Below are 15,655 nucleotides of genomic sequence, written 5' to 3' on the forward strand. Positions count from 1 at the left end.
CCATCACCTACCCGGCCTGGTGACGGCATGTGGCCATTTGCATGCGGCCGCCATTTTCTTGCGCACGTTTTCGAATCCGCTGAGCAGGAATTGTCCGTCTTGCGCCGGGCCAGTGCGGGTGAAAAGGCTCACGACGATGTGACCGTCGTCCGGTAGTGAGCTCAACAATTTTACGACGTCGCCGCCGAAAGCGACGCCGGAGCCGAATGACGGCGACGCTGCTGCGAGTTGCATTGGCGTATCCGCATTCAGCCGAAAGGAGATCACGTATTCGTTGGCGCTGCGTGACAGCGCCGGTCCGGCGACGATGACTTCCGTGCGGCCTCTGCGGCAGTGGATTGCGAGCTGCATCGCGGCACCGTCCGAGCGGCCGACAGAAGTGGCCGTGGCAGTGACGACCGGCAGATAATCGACTGGCGAAGTCGTCTCGCTGACGATCCAGCCGGCATCCCGGCTACTCCGGCTGGACGGGGGAATCTTGCGCGATAGGCCTTGCAGACATTCCAGCCGGGCTTGTCCCTCCATCGCCGAACAAGCCCTAAGTGTCTCCATGGGATCGCTCGTACTTTGCGCGTAGGCGATACCGCAGGCGACGTTGAAGGCGACAGCGAGCGGCGGAGCGGCAGTCTTCATGGCCTCGCCTGTACGCTGCGCGCTTTGCGATCCAGCCATTCCTGCGCGGCCTGGAAGCGGGTGAGACCCGGGACGGATGCCGCAAGATTGATCGACTGCCATTTCGGATCGAAGCCTGGTGCCTGCAGCCGGTCGATCCGCGAGAACAGGTACTCGACAAGGCGAGCCACGCGTTGGTAGCGATTGGAGCCTGGCGGCCAGTTGAAAGCGACCAGCGCTGTCGGGACCGCGATGGTCGAGACCCGCTCACCCTGCTTGATCAGATTGGGATACTCATTGGCGTCCAAGGTCGCGGGCAGATAATAGTCCTCGAATTTCTGGTCGTAACGGATCGGGAGGAACTTGAATCCAGCCTCCCAGCGGCCCTTTACGAAGGCGTCGACGGGTTTCGACGTGATGAACACAACGGCCGACATTTCGCCTTTGCGCATCTGCTCCAGGGCAACCTGATGTGGGATGAATGTCTTTTCGACATCGATCCCGAGGCGGCTGAAGATCAGTGGCCCTGAATAGGCGGCCGCGGTGCCCAGGGTGTTGAAGTTCACCCTCTTGCCGACAAGATCCTGCAGGCTTGTGATCTCAGGCCGCACAAAGATGTGCAGCTCGGATGGGAAGAGATTGAGCAGATAGGTGATGCGGCTCCGGATCTGCGGTACCTGAATCTTATACTCCTCGAGCGCGTCGGAGTTGATGATGGCAGTATCGACGCCGCGCAAATAGAGCAGCGCGTTCAGATTGTCGGTGGCCCCCCGGGTGACGATCGGCAGGAGATGCAGGTCTGCTCCGTCGTCGACGACGCGAGCCATTTCTGCGGCGAGGCGGATCGGCGCGCCCTCGAGCAGGCCCCCGGCGAGCCCGACCGTCCAGGCATTCATCCGGTCCTTTTCGTTCTCTTTCGGAAGCGGCCGTCGGTCGAGCTGTGCATCGGCCTTGGCATTTCTCGCCGTTTGCGCTTCCAGGCAGGCCGTTTGAAGCATCATAGCGACCGGCACCAACCAAGCGAGCAGGAGCAACGAGCGTGACTTTGGCGCATTGTTCATGTCGTTCCCTTCTGGCTCAGCCGCCGCAAGCTTTTGTCTCTCGGACACCAAGAATCCCATTCTCAGGGTCGGAGCGCATCCAGCCGTTCCTTGGCTTCGCGAATACCGCCCCTGTGTGCCTTCGCGTAGAATTCGCGCGCCTTGGCCGCTTCGCCGCGAGTTCCATAAGTACCCCAGGCGGAAAGAACCGCCGGATCATAGGTCTCGGCGAGCATGAAACTTGCCTGCGCAATGTCTTTCTCAGCTGCGAGCTCGAGTACAATGCGTGCTGCACCAATATTTCCCTGATCGAGCAGCGCCCTGGCACGCGGGAGCAAACGGGCCTCCGCCTCGTTCTGGACTGCGGCGGTCGGTGGCTCCGCTACTTCCACGCTCCGCGTCGCCGGCAGGACCGGCGCGTCATTTGCTTGCTCGGCGAGAGCGCGCTCACGGGTGGAGCGCCACCCCGATGCAAGATCTCTCTCCCTGGCCTCGGTTTTGCTCAGCTCCCGTTTCAGCGACTGTTGCAGCTCACTGATCTCTCGTTTCGCTGCCTGTCTCTGCTGCAAGGTCGCATTTTCGGCATCGCGCAATTGCGCGTTGCGGGCTTCGAGCTCCCGGCGCACTTCGGCAAGTTCGCTCTCCAGCGCAGCGGCGTGCGCCTGAGCCGCTTCGAGAGCGCGGCGTTGTTGATCGGCATCGGCAGCTGCTGCCTGCGCTGCTTTGGCTTCCGTGACCAGAATGGCGTTCTTTTCCTGCTCTTGCTGCAGGGACTGCCGCAGTTCCGCAATCTCCAGCCCCTCCGCCGGGCTTTCCTCCGCAGTCGCAGCTTCCGTCACAGGCAAGCGGCGAGGCATTCCGGCGAGTTCGCTCGCGAGCGCGGCGGCGCGCGACTGCGCCTCGTGGCGTTCCTGCTCAGCGCTCGCCGCCGCTGCCTGTGCGGCGTTCACCTGCCTTGCGCGGGCGGTGCTAGTTTCCCGCTCGCGCTGCAGAGACTGCTCTAGTTCTGCGATCTGCCGTTGCGCCGCTTCTCTCTGTTGCGCGGCCACATCCTCCGCCTTCCGCGATTCTGCGTCGCGGGCATCGACCTGCCGGCGGAATTCGGCAACTTCGTTCGCAAGCGCAGCGTTGCGCGCTTGCTCCTGTTGCAGCGACTGCCGCAACTCGTCCGCCGCAATTTTTGCCGCGTGCGCCTGCTGGACCGCCTCCTCAGGTTCCCTACGCGCCCCGTCCGGTTCACTGGCGCGCGCATGACTGTGCAAAGCATCTCGATCGGGCCATGGCTCAGGCTGCACCATGCCCGCCGGCACCGTGTACGTCAGGGCTCCGCTCGCTTCGCGCTGAAGGAGCGCTTGCGACCCCGCCCCTATTTCCGGCCGTCGGTCGAAGCGGAGGGCATTCTCGCCGCCGATTTGCGCCATTTCCGGCATCGTTCGTGCGCTGAAAGTGTCGAACACACCCAGTAAGGCCGCTCCAACCAAGATCGCGGGAAGCAAAATGACAGCCGCTGCCAGCGGATTGCCCGATGGTTCGCCCTCTGGGTCCATGTCCTCAGCTTCGGGATACCAATGGGTCGGCTCGGCGTTGATTGGAGCACCGTCTTTGGAGACCCATTTGCCTGCTTGAGGCGACCAGCGAGCGACGTCAACGACCCCGGTCGCATCTTCCACCCAGATGTCTTCTCCGTCCCTGGGTGCAGTATCAATCGGTCGGCGCATCGATCACGCCTCTTTAGATGAAGGCTAGAGCGGCGCGATTGCTCCGCCTGTTTCGCGGTTCGGCATGGAAGAAAATCCCGAGATCGAAAGGACTTGGCAGGCATCAGCCCCACAATTAAATAATTAAATAAATTATATATTTTGAACCAAATGCGGAGTCAAATTAAATCAGCCGGGTCCGGCCTGAAAGGGGCGTCAAATCAGGCACGTCTGCTTCCTGTTAACATCGTCTTCATTGCGCGGTCGGGTACGTTGTCGTCCACGGCAAACCAACCCTCGTACATCGTATGGAATATGGGCAGTGCACGGCGAACATGCGAAGCTGACGGCGTTTTCGCGTCTCGGAGCTGAGGAGTGACCGATGCGCCTTGCATTGCCCTATTTGGGAATTGGCGTCTGTTTGTCTCTTGCGACCTGGTTGGCGTTGGGGCTTGCGTTCGAGTGACGGTTTTCCACCCCGAGCGTTGACCTCCACATCGCTTATTCCGCCGATTTCTTACTAGCCGTCTTGTCGCGTCCTCGCGCAATTTATCATTCGGAACTACCCGATCTCCCGGCCCCCTAGTCGTCAGCCTGGGCGAGCCTGCTAAGGCAATACAGTGCGGGAGTGCGTGCAGGAGGCACCGACAACAATGTCGGCGACAGCGCGCCGAGCATCTTCCTTGCCTTCAAAAGCGGCCGATGATGCTCGTGAGAGGCGCGCGCACTATCACTGATCCGCCGCCGGCTTCTTCAACCACCACCTGCGGATCAACAGCCAACTGCATGGCGCAAATCGTCACTCCCATGGCAGCAACCACTCCGTGGACGATGAAGAGCGAAACGAAATTGAACGGATGGCTCTCATGAGCTGCCATCTGCTGACGTGATCCATGCAGCGGAAATAAGTGAGCAGTGCGCCTGTCGTGCACCAGCGCCACAGCTCGGAAAGTCCGAGCCACGCCATCAATACGCAGCGACACCGTCGACGAACGTTCAGCACTCAGCACGATGAGTTTCGCAAGCGCTCTAACATTCTGCGCGTTCGAAGGCACAACTCGGTTCCCCGCAATCTGCGCCGTTATGATACCGGAACGCCAAGTCCGCCAACGCGTTATCGCCTGTATGGAAGGAGAAGATCATGAGCGTTGAAGGCAAGATCAAGGAAGGCGCCGGTTACATCAAGGAAGAGATGAACGAGCACGGCAAGGATCCCGAGAGCCAGCGCAAGGCTCAAGAGGGGCGCGATCTTCGCAATGAGGGCCGCATGGAAGACGGCAAGCCCCCGAAGACCACCAAGCCCGGCACCGGCCACTGATCCGATTCAATTCGAAACCGCCTCCGACTGATGTCGGGGGCGGTTTTGCGTTTCCAACGAGTAGAACGCGAGGAACGCGTAGCCTCATCCCGCCGTTGCTCCAGCTCATTGGAGGAAAATTCATGTCCAAGACATCGCTCGCCGAGATCGCGAAGGAAATGGCCGACATCGACATCGCCATTCTTTCGACCCACACCGAGAACGGCGAAATCGCCAACCGCCCCATGAGCAACAACGGCGATGTCGCCTACGACGGCACGTCTTACTACTTTGCCCATGACCGGACCCGCACCGTCTCGGACATCAGGCGAAATCCGAAAGTCGCGCTCGGCTTTTCATCGGAAGCGGGCCTCTTCTCGAAGGGGATCTATGTCGCCGTCGAAGGGACGGCCGAACTGATCCGGGACAAGGCGGCTTTCCAACAGCACTGGACGAGCGATGTCGACAAATGGTTCGACGACGGCATCGATACGCCGGGCATCGTGCTGATCAAGGTCAAAGCCAACCGCATCACTTATTGGAAGGGCCGTGAAGAGGGTGAGGTTGCGCTCTGATCGGCTCCGTGATGGAGCGGCGATTCGCTGATTGGTTCTTCCGGAGCCGCGAAACAGGTGCCATCACCATCGCGCAGTGGCCGAATCTTCTTCTTTGGATCATCCTCGTTGCCGGCGTTCTGCTCTGGATCTGGCCTGCCGCAGGCAAAGTCAGCGTCGGCTTGACGATTGTCATGAAGGGCGGACTCGTCGTCTGGGGCGCCGACGAGGTCTTCCGCGGCGTGAATCCCTGGCGGCGCTGTCTCGGCGCTGCCGTAGTCGTCTATGAGTTCATGACGCTTCTGCCGTGAACCCAACTACTTCAGTCCATCACCTGATCGGCACCGATCAGAAAACTTTCGGAGATCACGAGGTCAAGAGCCTTGGCGGGCCGGCCCGGGCAGCGGCACCGCGATCGGCGCGCGATATCGTAGGTCAGCGCTTGCCAAGCCGATACGTGGCCCGCCTTGATAGGCGGCGTCGCACGTTCACCGGCGTCCACGTCTTTTTCGGGATCGCTGGCACGTTAGCATCCTGCCAGTGTTTTGCCCGACGGGTCAACTTGATCGCAGCCGCGACTGCCGTCGCAAGGCGGTTCGAAAATCCCTTATCAATCAAGGCGACTTCTACTGTGCATGGGGTTGTTTTTCGACTTTTTTGTCTTGGGCCCCGAGGAAAGTGTGCAAGCACCGCTCACTCCGCCTGCAGAATCTCCGCAATCGCCGCCCCTGCCGCGATCGTGCCGAGCTTGCCGCCGATGTCCCGCGTCGCCCTGCCCTCGCCAATCGCCTTCGCCACCGCCGCCTCGATCGCATGCCCGGCCTCTTCATAGCGGACTGCACCAGTCTTCTCGCCGTGCCAGGCCAGCAGCAGCGCGGTCGACAGGATCAACGAGACGGGATTGGCGACGTCCTGTCCGGCAATGTCGGGCGCCGAGCCGTGCGCGGCCTGCGCCATCGCGTAGCGCTCGCCGACATTCAGCGAGCCGCCGAGGCCGAGGCTCCCCGAAAGTTCGGCGGTAAGATCGGACAGAATGTCGCCGAACATGTTGGTGGACACGATGACGTCGAAACGATCGGGACTGCGCACCACATGCGCCATCATGGCATCGACCAGGATGTCGTCGACGCTCAGTCCTGGATAGGCCTTCGCCGCCGCGCGGCAGATCTCGAGAAACATGCCGTCGCCGATCTTGAGCACATTGGCCTTGTGCACAATGGTGAGGTGCCTGCGCCGCTTGATCGCGAGGCGGCATGCGGCATGCGCGATGCGCTCACAGCAGAGGCGTGTGATCCTTCGCAGCGAGATCACCACGTCGGGCGTGACCAGCATCTCGCCGCTGCCCTGCTCCAGGTTGCGGTCGGCGTAGAATCCCTCGGTGTTCTCGCGGACCACGACGAGGTCGAAATCACCGAGGCGGCCGGGCCGCCCCGCATAGGTGCGCGCGGGCCTGATATTGGCGTAGAGGTCGAGGTTCTTGCGGAAGTACCTCGACGGATTGATCTCGCCATGAGCCTCGTCCTTGAAGTCGAAGGTCGCGGTCGGACCCAGGATCAGCCCGTCGGCGGCGCGGACGATGTCGAGCAGCTCGGGGCGCACGGTCGTGCCTGATAGCTTCAGGCTCGCATGCCCGACCGCGTGCTCCTCCAGACGCAAATTGAGCTGGAAGCGCTCTGAGGCCGCGCGCAGCACGCCCGATGTCGCGGTCGTGATCTCGGGTCCGATGCCGTCACCGGGCAGAACGACGATTTGCATGGCGATCCCCTGACTTTTGCAGCCGCGGCGCGATCATACGCCAGCGCGAGCCGTCATCGCCTCACCTTCGCGCATACACAGCATGCAAGCATATGCCTGTGGAAGGCGGCCCCGCCGTAGTACATGCGAAATGACCGATTTGAGCCGCGCCGCCGGAGCCACGCGCCAACGCAATGACGATCACGTTACCTGCCACCGCGCGCGAGCCCGACCACACCATCTCCGATGGCCTCCCCGCCGCGCAGCGGCGCTGGGCGATCGCCGCGATCTTCACCGCGCTGGCGATGGCCTCGCTCGACACCGCGATCGCCAACATCGCCCTGCCCGCCATTGCTGCCGATCTGCATGTCTCGCCGGAGCAGTCGGTCTGGGTGGTCAACGTCTACCAGATCGCGCTGGTGGCGACGCTCTTGCCGCTGGGTGCGCTCGGCGAGATCGTCGGACACCAGCGCATCTATCTCGGCGGCCTCATCCTGTTCACCATCGCCTCGCTGCTCTGCGCGGTGGCGTGGTCGCTGGACAGCCTGCTGGTCGCGCGCATGCTGCAGGGGCTGGGTGCCAGCGGCATCATGAGCGTCAACACCGCGCTGGTGCGCTTCGTCTATCCCGGCCGGATGCTGGGCCGCGGTTTTGGCCACAACGCGCTTGTGGTCGCGACCGCCTTCACCTTCGGGCCAACGATCGCTTCCGCCATCCTGGCCATCGGCCCGTGGCCGTGGCTGTTCGCCGTCAACATCCCGTTCGGCCTCGTCGCGATCGGCATCGGCGCTGCGATGCTGCCGAAGACGCCGCGCGCCGATCACGGGTTCGACTTTCTCGGCGCAATCCTGGCGTCGGCCTGCCTCGGCCTGTTCATCACCGGCATCGGCAGTGCCGCGCATAATTTATCGCCGGTGGTCGTGATCATCGAGCTGGTCACGGCCCTCGCGCTCGGCTTTATCCTGACGCGCCGCCACGCCGACCATCCGGCGCCGATGCTGCCGATCGACCTGTTCAGCCGGCCGATGTTCGCACTGTCGGCCGCGACTGCGGTGTGCTCCTTCGCCGTGCAGGGCCTCGCCTTCGTCTCGCTGCCGTTCTATTTCGAGGACGTGCTCGGCCGCTCGCAGGTCGAGACCGGCTTCTTCATGACGCCGTGGCCGCTGGTGGTCGGCATCATGGCGCCGATCGCGGGACGCCTGTCCGACCGCCACGCGGTCGGCCTGCTCGGCGGCATCGGCCTGGTGCTGCTCGGCCTTGGCATGGCGCTGCTCGCGACCCTTCCGGCCAACCCCGCCATTGCCGACATCATCTGGCGGATGGTGATCTGCGGCATGGGCTTCGGTTTCTTCCAGGCGCCGAACATGAAGGCGGTGATGTCAAGCGCGCCGCCGCATCGCAGCGGCAGCGCCTCGGGCATCGTCGCGACCGCGCGCCTGACGGGACAGACGACGGGGGCGGCCCTCGCGGCGCTCTGCTTCGCGCTCGCCGGTCACGACGGCGCAACCGTCGCGCTGGCGCTCGGCGCCGGCTTTGCCGCACTCGGCAGCGTGATGAGCTTCCTGCGGCTGGCGGTGAAGTAGACCGAACGCGTTGGCGCGCCTCATTGGCCGGCCCGCCTTCACGGAGCCTTCTGCGCGATGGGACGGCTCACGATTGCCGCGGCATCGAGCGGCTCACATTTGATCGTCCGTGTCAGCTTTGGCGGGCCTTTCCAGCCCGCGGTCTCGCTCAGGGGCGCAAACGTGCCTCCTTGCGGCGTCAGGATGATCGGCTCTGACTTCAGGCAGAGATCGGGAAATGCGAGGCCATGGCCGCCGCCTTGGCTGAACCGCCCAACCAGCGTCTGGGAGGCCTGCATCCGCGTCGCTGGCGAGGCTCGCATCGCGCGGTCGGGGTCGAAGGCGCGATAGCACGGCCAATCGGTGTGGTTCGCTTCGAACTCATAGACGACCCGGCAAGCAGCTCCGGCCGATTTCACGAACGGCGCATTCGACGGCGCGGCGGCATCGCGTTCGAAAACCAGGGTCTGCAGCGTCAACACTTCGGTCGTCGCGCGGGACACGTCGGGCTTGCCCGGTTCGATCGCTATTTCCCCACGGGAGAACACCAGCTTGGTCCTCGGTCGCGCCTCCCTGGTCTCCAGCACCAGCATGGGCCTCTCCGCCCACGAGCGGTCCAGGTCCACGTCCCCGTCGCCCATCGTCAGCCGCGCATTGTTAACGGAGGGGTTGTCCTTGGCGAAATCGATCGTGCGAAGGTGCACACTTGTCTTCGACGCCTCGAGGCTCAGGAATCGCAAATCGTCCGCCTTGCGCGTGATCGGCATCATCGGATCGAAACGATCGTCGATGTTGAACCGGACGATCTTCTTCAGCTTGGCCGAGAGAGGCCCTTTGGCGGCGAGCGGCGGTGCAACGTCGATCACGAGCAGGGCACCGTCGGGCGAGAAGCTGTTGCCGAAGGCGCGCTGCCAGGCGGCGGTCAACAGCGAATCCGTCCGCTGATCGATGTCCCGCGCGAAATAGATCTGCTGTCCGGCGCGAACCAGCGGAAAGTTCTGGAATGCACCGAGCGCCGCGCCCTTGCGAACCTCCGTTTCGGGGAAGGTGACGCATTTGGACCGGTCGTCGCCTCCGGACTCCTCGACCTTCCTGGATGCAGAGCGGGAGCAGAAGCTCAGATGCTGCTCCTTAGTCTTCTGCGTGCTGATCGACGTCGCGTAGACGAGATCCGGACTTCCGGGCACTTCCATCGGAAGCGGAGAGGTCGCGAACATGTCGACCTCCACCCTGCTGAGCGACGGGCCCGCATCGACGGAGCAGAGATCCCGGGCCGGCAGGGTATGGGTGAGGAGGCGCGCCGGATCGGCGCCGACGATACAGGACATGCTGTCCTGCGGGTTGTTCCGGCTCATCCAGATCAGATGGTCCTTGCCCGCTCCGTCGACCAGGAGATGCGGCGCCGCGTGTCGACGGCGCGGCGGCAACCAGACCGGCATGGTTTCGGACAGCATGGGCTCGCGCTTGAGCAGCGCTTCCGGCAACCGCGTCACGCCGACCGAGCGCAACTCGGCGCTGACGGCGTTGGGATCGGTCGTCCACTCGAGAACGGGAACACTCGCGCAGGTGATGCAGGTCACCGCAAGATTGGAGCGGACGTTCTCGAACATGAGAATGACCTGATCGGGGTCGCTGCCGTATTTGGCCGGCGCGGCCGCCTTGAACGGATGATCCACCACACGGCTGACCAGAAATCCGTTCGACCGCGACGGGTCCGAATCGAACTCGAAATAGGTCGATCGGTCCCAGCCGCGATAGGCGTCGTATCCGCCGATGCTCACGCCGGCCAGAACCATCTTGGAGTCGGTCTGACAGCGCGCCGCGCTGCTCTCCTGGCTGCCGTTTCGTATGTAGAGACAGAGTCGAAAAGCTGCGTTCTGCAGAATGCGGTCGCAATCGTTCTGGTTATAGCCATAGGTCGCAAGGCCGTGGCGATAGCACAGGTCGTGAAAGACGCACGCCTGCCTGAAGCGCTGCAGGACGAGATGGCGCTTCTGGTTGGAATCCCTGCCGCCGTCGAAAAATATGTTGGCCCAAGGCGGCAGGCTGCAGTTCAGGCCCTCGCCACTGCCACCGATGGTACTGACGACGTCCGGCCCCGATTGAAAGGCCGTGACGGTGGCGGGCATCTCGCCATCGGTGATGTCGTCGACGTTCTTGTAGATGGAATCGGCGATGAAGGAAGGCAGATATGCGAAGACCAGCACCGCCACGACAATCAGCGCAACCGACCAGCGGATCACCTTCCTGAACATGGCCCAACCCCCGCTAGAGCTTTTCCGGCAATGACGTCGGTCGCAATGGCAGACGAGCACTGAGCCTCGCGGGCCAACTCAAAATGCCCGCGCGGAACGTCCAGACGCCGAAATCGCGGCGGGCCCGGTGTCGTCCTGACGACGATCAGCTTGAGGTTGTCCTGCTGTCAAGCCGGGATCTCACACATGACAGCCAGTTTGATTGCCGACGGCACGCCGGGCAGCGCATCAAAGCGTCGTGGGCGGTTCCATCGCTCTCCGGATGTCAGGCCAGATGTCGAGCCTCGGTCGCGCCCACAGCCACGGCCGGACTCGGGATTTGCTCGTCCAGCGCCGCCAGGCGCGCGTCAATGGCGGCGATGACCTTGCGCGAGAACGGTCCGAGATGGGCATAGGCTGCGATCATCTGCACGGCAATGCGCGCGGATGTCGTGTCGCGCTTGGCGCAGTTCATGAAAGTTTGCCACAACGGTCCACGCGCCTCGGGAAGGGCGGTGACCACCTTGTGCACCGTCTCCATCGCACCGAGCTTGGCGCGGATATCGCCTTCGGCGAGCTCGTGGCGCTGCCGAGACCGGTCGAGCAGCGTCATGAGGCGGTCGACGCGTCCTGAATAGGCAGCCGGGCTGTAGACGTGCTCCAGCACCCGCTTGTAGTCCGTCAGGATGTCGCGGAGCGGGCGCACCGGATCGAAATTGATTCCAGCCGTGCACTGATCGGCGCCGATGGTCGGCGCCACATCGTGGCCCGCGTGGAGCCGGCCTTCGCGCTCCAGGCGGCGCGTCAGCTGCGTGTTCGGCAAGGCATAGAGCAGCCCGACCATGCTGACGGGAATCGCCGCTTCCTCGATGAAATCGATCATGGCGTCCGCCATGGAGACCTTCTCATTGTCGAAACCGACGATGAAGCCAGCGGTGACGAGCATGCCGGCGGCGTAGATCTTGTGGATGCTCTCGGCGATGTTGCGCCGCGTATTCTGCTTCTTCCGCATCGCGACCAGCGTTGCCGGATCCGGACTCTCGATACCGACGAAGATGGCGAAGAAATTCGCCGCCCCCATCAACTCCAATAGCTCGGGATCATCGGCCAGGTTGACCGAGGCTTCGGTCGACAATTCGAACGGATAGCCGTGGGTCCGCTGCCATTCAGCGAGCTTAGGCAGGAATTGCCGCAGCGACTTCTTGTTGCCGATGAAATTATCGTCGACGAAGTCGAGATGGCCGCGGTAGCCCATCTGATAGAGCCTATCGAGCTCGACGAACATCTGCTCGATCGTCTTGGTCCGCGGCACGCGGCCGTAGAGCTCGATGATGTCGCAGAACTCGCAGGTGAACGGACAACCGCGCGAATACTGCACACCGAGATAGAGATAGTCCTCGAACTTGAGCAAGTCGAAACGCGGCACCGGCGTCTTGGTCACGTCCGCCTGGAATTTCGGTGCGGTGAAGGTGCCGCTCCGCGCGCCACCCTCCCAGGCCGCAATGAATTCGTCGATGACGCTCTCGGCCTCACCGAGCACCCGGAAGTCGGCCCGCTCATAGATGTGCGGGCTTGAAGTCGGGTCGGGGCCGCCCACGACCACCGGCTTGCCGGCCGCGCGGCAGAGCTCGATCAGGCGCAGCGTGTCGGCCTGCTGCGGCATCATCCCGCCGGTGAAGACGACATCGGCCCAGGCGAGATCCTCGTCGTTGAAGGGCGCCGTGTTGCAATCGATCAGCCGGACCGCCCAGCTTTCGGGCAGCATCGCGGCAACGGTGATCAGGCCCAAAGGAGCGGCCGGGCGCTTTACGCCCAATACCTTGCAGGATTCGCCAAAGGTCCAGAAGGACTCTGCCGAGAACAGCGGGTACAGCATCAGTACGTTGGGACTCGGCACGTTCATGGAACTCCTTCTAGCGTCGGCGCAGTGTACCAAAGCGCCCGCGTCTTGCACCCCGGCAAAAGGGACAAACTGTCGCCGTGGCCTCGACCGGGCCTGGAACCGGCGTTCACAGCTGGCGTCGCCTCAGACCCATGGATTGGCGCCCGCGGAAGGACGACCGAATCAACCATGATGGAGGGCGAGACAAAACACCACCCTCCCCACAATCTTCCCTCGGCGGCGTAATTCTTCGCATTTCACCCCTCGGACTGTTGATTTGAACAGTTCCAGTTTGCCGGACACATTGCGCCCCTGAGTTCAATCGGTGGATTGGGCCAATTAGGGGACTTGCGATGGCAAACCTAACAATCAACGGAAAAACCTTCACTCTCGACGTCGAGCCGGATACGCCGCTGCTCTGGGCGATTCGCGAGAATGCCGGCCTGACGGGCACCAAATACGGTTGCGGCATTGCACAATGCGGCGCCTGCACGGTTCACATCGAAGGCGTCGCCACCCGCTCCTGCGGCGTCTCGGTCAGCGAAGCCGAGGGCAAGAAGATCACCACCATCGAGGGGCTCGCCTCCGGCGATGCGCTGCACAAGGTGCAGGAGGCCTGGATCGCCCAGGACGTGCCGCAATGCGGCTATTGCCAGAGCGGCATGATCATGGCGGTGGCGGCGCTGCTGAGCGAGAAGCCGAAGCCGACCGACGCCGATATCGACGAGGCCATCACCAATATCTGCCGCTGCGGCACCTTCCAGCAGGTGCGCGAAGCGATCCACACGATCGCAAGCGCGTAAGGAAATCCCCACATGAATAAGCATGTCTCGCCGCGGCTCAACCGCCGCGCCTTCGTCATCGGCAGCGCGGCGGTCGGTGCCGGCCTTGCGATCGGCCTCGACCTCCCCTTCGGCGGCCCCGCCGTGGTCCGCGCCGCCGACGGCTCGCCGGAGATCGGCGCCTGGGTCGTGGTCAGGCCCGACGACACCGTCGTGATTCGCATCGCCCGCTCCGAGATGGGCCAGGGCTCACTCACCGGTCTCGCCCAGCTCGTCGCCGAGGAGCTCGAATGCGACTGGACCAAGGTCACGACCGAATATCCGACACCCGGCCAGAGCGTCGCTCGCAAGCGCGTATGGGGCGATTTCTCGACCGGCGGCAGCCGCGGCATCCGCTCCTCGCAGGACTATGTCCGCAAGGGCGGCGCCACCGCGCGCGTGATGCTGATCCAGGCCGCCGCCGACGCCTGGAAGGTGCCGGCCTCCGAATGCGCGGCCGCGAACAGCGTCATCACCCACACGCCGTCGGGCAGGACCACGACTTACGGCAAGGTCGCCGAAGCCGCCGCCAAGCTGACGCCGCCGGCGGACGTCAAGCTGAAGGATCCGAAGGACTGGAAGCTGATCGGCAAGGGTGTGAAACGGCTCGACACCGTCGACAAGACCAACGGCGCCATGATCTACGGCGCCGACATCAAGCTGCCGGGCATGCTGAATGCGGCGATCAAGGATTGCCCCGTGTTCGGCGGCAAGCTGAAGAGCTTTGACGAAGCCAAGATCGCCAGCATGAAAGGCGTCAAGAAAGTCGTCAAGGTCGGCGATACCGCGGTCGCGGTCGTTGCCGACACCTGGTGGCACGCCAAGACCGCGCTGGAGGCGTTGCCGATCGTCTGGGACGAGGGCGACAACGCAAAGGTCTCCAGCGAGTCGATTGCGAAGTGGCTGGCCGAAGGCCTCAACAACGACCAGCCGGCCTATGTCGGCAACAAGAACGGCGATGCGAAGGCCGCGATTGCCGGCGCCGCCAAGAAGGTCGAGGCCGTCTACTCCTATCCCTACCAGAACCACGCCACGATGGAGCCGATGAACGCCACCGCGCTCTACACCGCGGACAAATGCGAGGTCTGGTGCGGCACGCAGAATGGCGAGGCGGCGTTCGCGGCGGTGCTCGAAGCTTCCGGCCTGCCGGCCGACAAGTGCGACGTGCACAAGGTGATGTTAGGGGGCGGTTTCGGCCGGCGCGGCCAGACCGACTATGTCCGCCAGGCCGTGATGATCGCCAAAGAGATGCCGGGCACCCCGGTCAAGCTGTTGTGGTCGCGCGAAGAGGACATGGCGCACGGCCGGTACCACCCGATCACCCAGTGCAAGATGACCGGCGCGTTCGATGCCAACAACAATCTGGTCGCGCTGCACTACCGCCTGTCCGGGCAATCGATCCTGTTCTCGCTGCGCCCCGAAGCGCTGCAGAACGGCATGGACCCAGCTGCCTTCCAGGGCGTCGCCCAATCCGGCGAAGCGGCGTTCGGCTATTCGGTGCCGAACCTGCTGGTCGAGCATGCGATGCGCAACCCGCACGTTCCGCCGGGCTTCTGGCGCGGCGTCAACGTCAATCACAACGCCATCTACATGGAATGCTTCATGGACGAGCTGGCCCAGGCCGCAGGCCAGGACCCGCTCGAATTCCGTCGCAAGCTGATGGGCAACCATCCCAAGCATCTGGCGGTGCTCAATGCCGTTGCCGAGAAGATCGGCTGGACCACACCGGCGCCGCAGGGCGTCTATCGCGGCATCGCCCAGGTCATGGGCTATGGCAGCTATGTTGCTGGCGCCGCCGAAATCTCGGTGACCGACGGCAGCAAGATCAAGGTGCATCGCATCGTCGCCTCCACCGATCCCGGCTACGTCGTCAATCCGGCGCAGGTGGAGCGGCAGATCGCGGGGTCCTTCGTCTATGGCCTCTCCGCGCTGTTCTACGGCGGCTGCACCGTCAAGGACGGCAAGATCGAGCAAACCAACTTCGACACCTACAACTCGATGCGCATCAACGAGATGCCGAAAGTTGAATCGGTGATGGTGCCGAGCGGCGGATTCTGGGGCGGCGTCGGCGAGCCTACCATCGGCGTCGCAGCGCCGGCGGTGCTCAATGCGTACTTCGCCGCGACCGGCAAGCGCATCCGCTCCGTGCCGCTGCGGGACCAGAACATCACCTTCGCCTAAGCACAGCCGCGGCGGCCACGACGGCCGCCGCGGCATTTTGC

The 15,655-nt window shown here is 63.4% G+C and carries 14 protein-coding genes; 6 read left to right on the top strand and 8 right to left on the bottom strand.

The features are described from left to right. Positions 1-3: 3 nt before the first annotated feature. The 4 genes from GGD66_RS18650 to GGD66_RS18665 all read right to left on the bottom strand — a co-directional run bounded on the left by GGD66_RS18650 (position 4) and on the right by GGD66_RS18665 (position 4,359). Positions 4-633: a hypothetical protein gene (locus GGD66_RS18650; protein WP_026202803.1), complete on the bottom strand. Its 630-nt coding sequence runs from the start codon at positions 631-633 to the stop codon at positions 4-6. Next, positions 630-1,613 (bottom strand): TAXI family TRAP transporter solute-binding subunit, encoded by a 984-nt coding sequence (locus tag GGD66_RS18655; protein WP_244550718.1) that lies wholly within the window; start codon positions 1,611-1,613, stop codon positions 630-632. Before GGD66_RS18655 ends, GGD66_RS18650 begins: the two co-directional genes overlap by 4 nt. A gap of 122 nt (positions 1,614-1,735) precedes the next feature. Next, the gene (locus GGD66_RS18660; RefSeq protein ID WP_183258596.1) at positions 1,736-3,322 is read right to left on the bottom strand and encodes a hypothetical protein; all 1,587 of its coding nucleotides are present in this window, start codon (positions 3,320-3,322) and stop codon (positions 1,736-1,738) included. Positions 3,323-4,038: 716 nt separating this feature from the next. Next, positions 4,039-4,359 carry a hypothetical protein gene (locus tag GGD66_RS18665; RefSeq protein ID WP_183258597.1) on the bottom strand — a complete coding sequence of 107 codons (321 nt, stop codon included), beginning with the start codon at positions 4,357-4,359 and terminating at the stop codon, positions 4,039-4,041. A 131-nt stretch (positions 4,360-4,490) separates the two neighbouring features. Here GGD66_RS18665 and GGD66_RS18670 point away from each other — a divergent pair, with 131 nt between their 5' ends. From GGD66_RS18670 to GGD66_RS18680, 3 genes are all read left to right on the top strand, one after another. Continuing rightward, the gene (locus GGD66_RS18670; RefSeq protein WP_018322718.1) at positions 4,491-4,667 is read left to right on the top strand and encodes a hypothetical protein; all 177 of its coding nucleotides are present in this window, start codon (positions 4,491-4,493) and stop codon (positions 4,665-4,667) included. A 122-nt stretch (positions 4,668-4,789) separates the two neighbouring features. Next, positions 4,790-5,221 carry a pyridoxamine 5'-phosphate oxidase family protein gene (locus GGD66_RS18675; protein WP_183258598.1) on the top strand — a complete coding sequence of 144 codons (432 nt, stop codon included), beginning with the start codon at positions 4,790-4,792 and terminating at the stop codon, positions 5,219-5,221. Positions 5,222-5,232: 11 nt separating this feature from the next. Further along, positions 5,233-5,511 (top strand): hypothetical protein, encoded by a 279-nt coding sequence (locus GGD66_RS18680; protein ID WP_183258599.1) that lies wholly within the window; start codon positions 5,233-5,235, stop codon positions 5,509-5,511. A gap of 11 nt (positions 5,512-5,522) precedes the next feature. Here the strand turns inward: GGD66_RS18680 and GGD66_RS18685 are convergent, their stop codons facing one another. Both GGD66_RS18685 and GGD66_RS18690 read right to left on the bottom strand, forming a co-directional pair. After that, positions 5,523-5,702, bottom strand: a complete 180-nt coding sequence (locus tag GGD66_RS18685) for a hypothetical protein (protein WP_179735538.1) — start codon at positions 5,700-5,702, stop codon at positions 5,523-5,525. 191 nt (positions 5,703-5,893) lie between these two features. Next, on the bottom strand, positions 5,894-6,955 hold the full coding sequence (locus tag GGD66_RS18690) for an isocitrate/isopropylmalate dehydrogenase family protein (protein WP_183258600.1): 1,062 nt from the start codon (positions 6,953-6,955) through the stop codon (positions 5,894-5,896). Positions 6,956-7,128: 173 nt separating this feature from the next. Here GGD66_RS18690 and GGD66_RS18695 point away from each other — a divergent pair, with 173 nt between their 5' ends. After that, complete coding sequence (locus tag GGD66_RS18695) at positions 7,129-8,517, top strand: MFS transporter (RefSeq protein WP_183258601.1); 1,389 nt, start codon at positions 7,129-7,131, stop codon at positions 8,515-8,517. Between the two features lie 38 nt (positions 8,518-8,555). Here GGD66_RS18695 and GGD66_RS18700 read toward each other — a convergent pair whose 3' ends face one another. Beyond that, positions 8,556-10,751, bottom strand: a complete 2,196-nt coding sequence (locus GGD66_RS18700) for a hypothetical protein (RefSeq protein ID WP_183258602.1) — start codon at positions 10,749-10,751, stop codon at positions 8,556-8,558. 265 nt (positions 10,752-11,016) lie between these two features. After that, positions 11,017-12,633, bottom strand: a complete 1,617-nt coding sequence (locus GGD66_RS18705; protein ID WP_183258603.1) for a B12-binding domain-containing radical SAM protein — start codon at positions 12,631-12,633, stop codon at positions 11,017-11,019. Between the two features lie 332 nt (positions 12,634-12,965). On the opposite strand from GGD66_RS18705, the gene GGD66_RS18710 reads away from it, so the two are divergent. Further along, a complete protein-coding gene (locus tag GGD66_RS18710) occupies positions 12,966-13,415 on the top strand; it encodes a (2Fe-2S)-binding protein (RefSeq protein WP_026202799.1) in 450 nt (149 codons plus the stop codon). Positions 13,416-13,427: 12 nt separating this feature from the next. Beyond that, the gene (locus GGD66_RS18715) at positions 13,428-15,614 is read left to right on the top strand and encodes a xanthine dehydrogenase family protein molybdopterin-binding subunit (protein WP_183258604.1); all 2,187 of its coding nucleotides are present in this window, start codon (positions 13,428-13,430) and stop codon (positions 15,612-15,614) included. Positions 15,615-15,655: the final 41 nt, after the last annotated feature.

This window comes from Bradyrhizobium sp. CIR48, assembly GCF_014198315.1.
In the GTDB taxonomy this organism is placed as follows: Bacteria; Pseudomonadota; Alphaproteobacteria; order Rhizobiales; family Xanthobacteraceae; genus Bradyrhizobium.

Coding starts and splice junctions, on each gene's coding strand:
- GGD66_RS18650 (WP_026202803.1), bottom strand. CDS start 633: ATGAAGACTGCCGCTCCGCCGCTCGCTGTCGCCTTCAACGTCGCCTGC.
- GGD66_RS18655 (WP_244550718.1), bottom strand. CDS start 1,613: ATGATGCTTCAAACGGCCTGCCTGGAAGCGCAAACGGCGAGAAATGCC.
- GGD66_RS18670 (WP_018322718.1), top strand. CDS start 4,491: ATGAGCGTTGAAGGCAAGATCAAGGAAGGCGCCGGTTACATCAAGGAA.
- GGD66_RS18675 (WP_183258598.1), top strand. CDS start 4,790: ATGTCCAAGACATCGCTCGCCGAGATCGCGAAGGAAATGGCCGACATC.
- GGD66_RS18680 (WP_183258599.1), top strand. CDS start 5,233: ATGGAGCGGCGATTCGCTGATTGGTTCTTCCGGAGCCGCGAAACAGGT.
- GGD66_RS18690 (WP_183258600.1), bottom strand. CDS start 6,955: ATGCAAATCGTCGTTCTGCCCGGTGACGGCATCGGACCCGAGATCACG.
- GGD66_RS18695 (WP_183258601.1), top strand. CDS start 7,129: ATGACGATCACGTTACCTGCCACCGCGCGCGAGCCCGACCACACCATC.
- GGD66_RS18700 (WP_183258602.1), bottom strand. CDS start 10,751: ATGTTCAGGAAGGTGATCCGCTGGTCGGTTGCGCTGATTGTCGTGGCG.
- GGD66_RS18705 (WP_183258603.1), bottom strand. CDS start 12,633: ATGAACGTGCCGAGTCCCAACGTACTGATGCTGTACCCGCTGTTCTCG.
- GGD66_RS18710 (WP_026202799.1), top strand. CDS start 12,966: ATGGCAAACCTAACAATCAACGGAAAAACCTTCACTCTCGACGTCGAG.
- GGD66_RS18715 (WP_183258604.1), top strand. CDS start 13,428: ATGAATAAGCATGTCTCGCCGCGGCTCAACCGCCGCGCCTTCGTCATC.